This window comes from Saliniramus sp., assembly GCF_035311605.1.
Lineage (GTDB): Bacteria > Pseudomonadota > Alphaproteobacteria > Rhizobiales > Beijerinckiaceae > Saliniramus.
The window spans coordinates 1-3,202 of sequence record NZ_DATGCW010000109.1; the positions used below are offsets into that span (position 1 = coordinate 1).

Below are 3,202 nucleotides of genomic sequence, written 5' to 3' on the forward strand. Positions count from 1 at the left end.
TGGAGAGGGGCCGGGGGTGAGGGGCGTTTATGCAGGGCGAGGCGCTGACGTGCCGAGCGTCGCGGCTCCACCCTCACCGCTGTTCCCTCTCCGCAAGGGAGAGGGGAACGCGCCCTTCAACCCGCCCGCCCCACACCCCACGACACCGAGGCCCGCATGAAGATCGATCATCTCGCCCTGTTGAACGAGGAACGCGCGGCGCGGCGGGCGGCGGTGCTGGTGACGCGGCTGGAGGACGGGGCGCAAAGGCTGGTGCGCGAAGGCGAGGTCGATGCCGATCCGGTGGCGGAGATCCTGCGCGCCCATCTGCGCAAGGGAAAATCCGGCATTGTCGAGATCGACGGGGCGGAGCATTTCCTCACCGTGCAGGTGCCGCCGGTGCGCATCGTCATCATCGGCGCGGTGCATATCAGTCAGGCGTTCGCGCCGATGGCGAAGCTCGCCGGGTTCGATTGCACGATCATCGATCCGCGCACCGCCTTCGCCTCGCCGGAGCGCTTCCCGGATGTGACGCTGCTGGATGAATGGCCCGACGATGCCCTGCCGCGTATCGGGCTCGACGCCTATACCGCCTTCGTCGCGCTCACCCATGATCCCAAGATCGACGATCCGGCACTCAATGCAGCGCTGACGGCGCAATGCTTCTATATCGGGGCTCTCGGCTCGAAGAAGACCCATGCCAAGCGCGTCGATCGGCTGCGTGAGGCCGGGTTCGAGGAGGCGGCGATAGGGCGGATTCACGCGCCGATCGGGCTCGATATCGGTGCCGTCAGTCCGGCGGAAATTGCCGTGTCGATTCTCGGCGAGATCATCGCCACCCTGCGCAGCGACCGGCGGAGGCGCTGATGAAATTCGGGCCGCTGCCACCGCGAGAGGCGATCGGCGCCATGGCGGCGCATTCGCTGCGCCTGCCCGGAATCACGATCAAGAAGGGCGCGACCATCACCGCCGAGGATGCCGACAAGCTCGATGCGGCGGGCGTCGCGCGGGTCACGGCGGTGCGGCTCGAAACGGGAGACGTGGCCGAGGACGACGCGGCTGCGCGGCTTGCGCAGGCGACGGCGGGGGTGGGGGTGCGCATCGATCCACCCTTTACCGGGCGCGCCAATCTGTTTGCCGAACATGCGGGCGTCCTGGAGGTCGATCGCGCGGCCATCGACCGCATCAACATGATCGACGAGGCCATCACCTTCGCCACGCTCGAGCAGTTCAAGCCGGTCGTTTCCGGAGAGATGATCGCGACGGTGAAGATCATCACCTATGCGATCAGCGAGGGGCGGCTCGCCCAGGCCGAGGCCGTGGCGCGCGGTGTCAAGGGGGCGGTGCGGATCGCGCCCTACACGCTCTCGCGCATCGGCGTGATCTCGACCCTGACCAACGCACTCAAGCCGAGCATCGTCGACAAAACCCTGAAAATCCTTGATAAACGCATTACCCCCACAGGCGCGACCGTGGTCGGCGAAGCACGCGCGCCGCATGAGACCGAGGCGCTGGCGCGCGAACTGGAGCAGATCGCGCAAGGCGATGCGGAGCTGATCATCGTCTTCGGCGCCTCCGCCGTGTCCGATCGCCGTGACGTGATCCCGGCGGCGATCACGGCGGTGGGCGGGCGGATCGATCATTTCGGCATGCCCGTCGACCCTGGCAATCTGCTGCTCGTCGGGCATATCGGCGACAAGGCGGTGATCGGCGCGCCGGGCTGCGCGCGCAGCCCCAAGGAGAACGGTTTCGACTGGATCCTGCATCGCATGCTGGCCGGCCTGCCGGTGACGCGTACCGACATCATGGGCCTCGGCGTTGGCGGTCTTCTCATGGAAATCGTCTCGCGTCCGCAGCCGCGCTCGGGTGAGGAGAGCGCCGAGGATGACGACGGGTGAGCGGCGTTGCGGCGATCATCCTCGCGGCAGGGCTCGGCTCGCGCTTCGGTGGCGAGGCGAAGCCGCTGGCGCGGTTTCGCGGCGCGCCGATGCTCGCCCATGTGCTCGCCGCCGCGCAGGGCTCGCGGGCGCGCCCGATAATCGTGGTGACCGGGCACGATCATGACGCGGTCGCTGCGGCCTGCGCGGATCAGGCGGTGTCGCTCGTCTACAATGCCGATTATCGCAGCGGGCTGGCCGGATCGCTGAAAGCGGGGATGCGGGCCTTGCCGGAGGATTGTGCTGGTGCGCTCGTCCTGCTCGCCGATATGCCGCTCGTGCAGCCCGCGACGCTGGATGCGCTGATCGCGGGCGCTGAGTTGGAACCGGATCACGCGGCATTCGTTCCGGTTTTCGATGAGCGGCGCGGCAATCCGGTGCTGTTGACGCGCAAGCTGCTACCGCAGATCGAAGCGCTTGAAGGTGATCGCGGCGCCGGCCCACTCCTGCGGGCGGGCGCCGGCATCCGCGAGATTCCCGTGGATGATCCGGGGATTCATCTCGACGCGGATACCCCGCAGGCATTGGCCAAGATCGCGCGCGAGTAGAGCCGCTGCGCCGCGCCCGGCGTGATCATTCGTCACCGAGATAAGGATGGCGCGCGTAGTATGCATCGCGGCGAGCGATGGCTTCGCGGTAGATTTCAACGGTGACGATCAGCGCTGTGGCGATGGCGCCGAAGGCCTGGCGGATCGCGGTGAGGGCGGGATTGCTGCGGCCGCGTGGTGCAGTGGCGATGGCCATGATCATTGTCCTGACGTTCATGCGGTGAATGACGTTACGTCAGGAATATAGTTGCTGCACATGCGAAAGAGAATATCGCAGCGCACAATGACACCATGCGTTCAATGCATGGACATGGTCTCAATCCGTGAGTTCTATGATAAAAAAGGGTGGTCATGCGCCCCGACCGCATGTCATTTCCGGCTCTCCACAGCAATGGCCGCGAATGTCGCCGTGACCTGCTTCACGCCGACGCGGGTGGCGCGCCGGTGGCATCTGTGACGATGTTGTTCAACGCGCAGCACCGTCGTATCGGCGCGCCCGAGGCCTCTTCAATCCCTCCTCAGACACGGCGATGCAGGCGATTGTCGATATAGAGCAGTACGCTCGATATCGTGACGGCGGCAACAGCGAGGATCAGCGTCACTGCCATCATGGTCGAGACGTCGTGCAGGCCTATGGCACGCATCACCAGAAAGCCCATGCCGCGATGCGACGAGAACAGTTCACCGATGACGACACCCAGCAGCGTCAGGGAGAAGCCGACCCGCAGGCCGGAGACG

General features: G+C 66.1%; 4 protein-coding genes and 1 pseudogene. 3 read left to right on the forward strand and 2 right to left on the reverse strand.

Features of this window, described 5'->3' with window-relative positions; all coding sequences use genetic code 11:
• Nucleotides 1-156: 156 nt before the first annotated feature.
• The 3 genes from VKP01_RS05250 to VKP01_RS05260 are packed head-to-tail and all read left to right on the forward strand — an operon-like array spanning nucleotide 157 to nucleotide 2,464.
• Nucleotides 157-846, forward strand: a complete 690-nt coding sequence (locus VKP01_RS05250; protein WP_324410958.1) for an XdhC family protein — start codon at nucleotides 157-159, stop codon at nucleotides 844-846.
• The gene (locus VKP01_RS05255; protein WP_324410960.1) at nucleotides 846-1,877 is read left to right on the forward strand and encodes a molybdopterin-binding protein; all 1,032 of its coding nucleotides are present in this window, start codon (nucleotides 846-848) and stop codon (nucleotides 1,875-1,877) included. The genes VKP01_RS05250 and VKP01_RS05255 overlap by 1 nt, the downstream gene beginning before the upstream one ends.
• Nucleotides 1,874-2,464: a nucleotidyltransferase family protein gene (locus tag VKP01_RS05260; protein ID WP_324410962.1), complete on the forward strand. Its 591-nt coding sequence runs from the start codon at nucleotides 1,874-1,876 to the stop codon at nucleotides 2,462-2,464. Before VKP01_RS05255 ends, VKP01_RS05260 begins: the two co-directional genes overlap by 4 nt.
• A 25-nt stretch (nucleotides 2,465-2,489) precedes the next feature.
• Here the strand turns inward: VKP01_RS05260 and VKP01_RS05265 are convergent, their stop codons facing one another.
• Complete coding sequence (locus tag VKP01_RS05265) at nucleotides 2,490-2,660, reverse strand: hypothetical protein (protein WP_324410964.1); 171 nt, start codon at nucleotides 2,658-2,660, stop codon at nucleotides 2,490-2,492.
• 322 nt (nucleotides 2,661-2,982) lie between these two features.
• A pseudogene (locus VKP01_RS05270) lies at nucleotides 2,983-3,202 on the reverse strand (hypothetical protein); the annotation flags it as partial.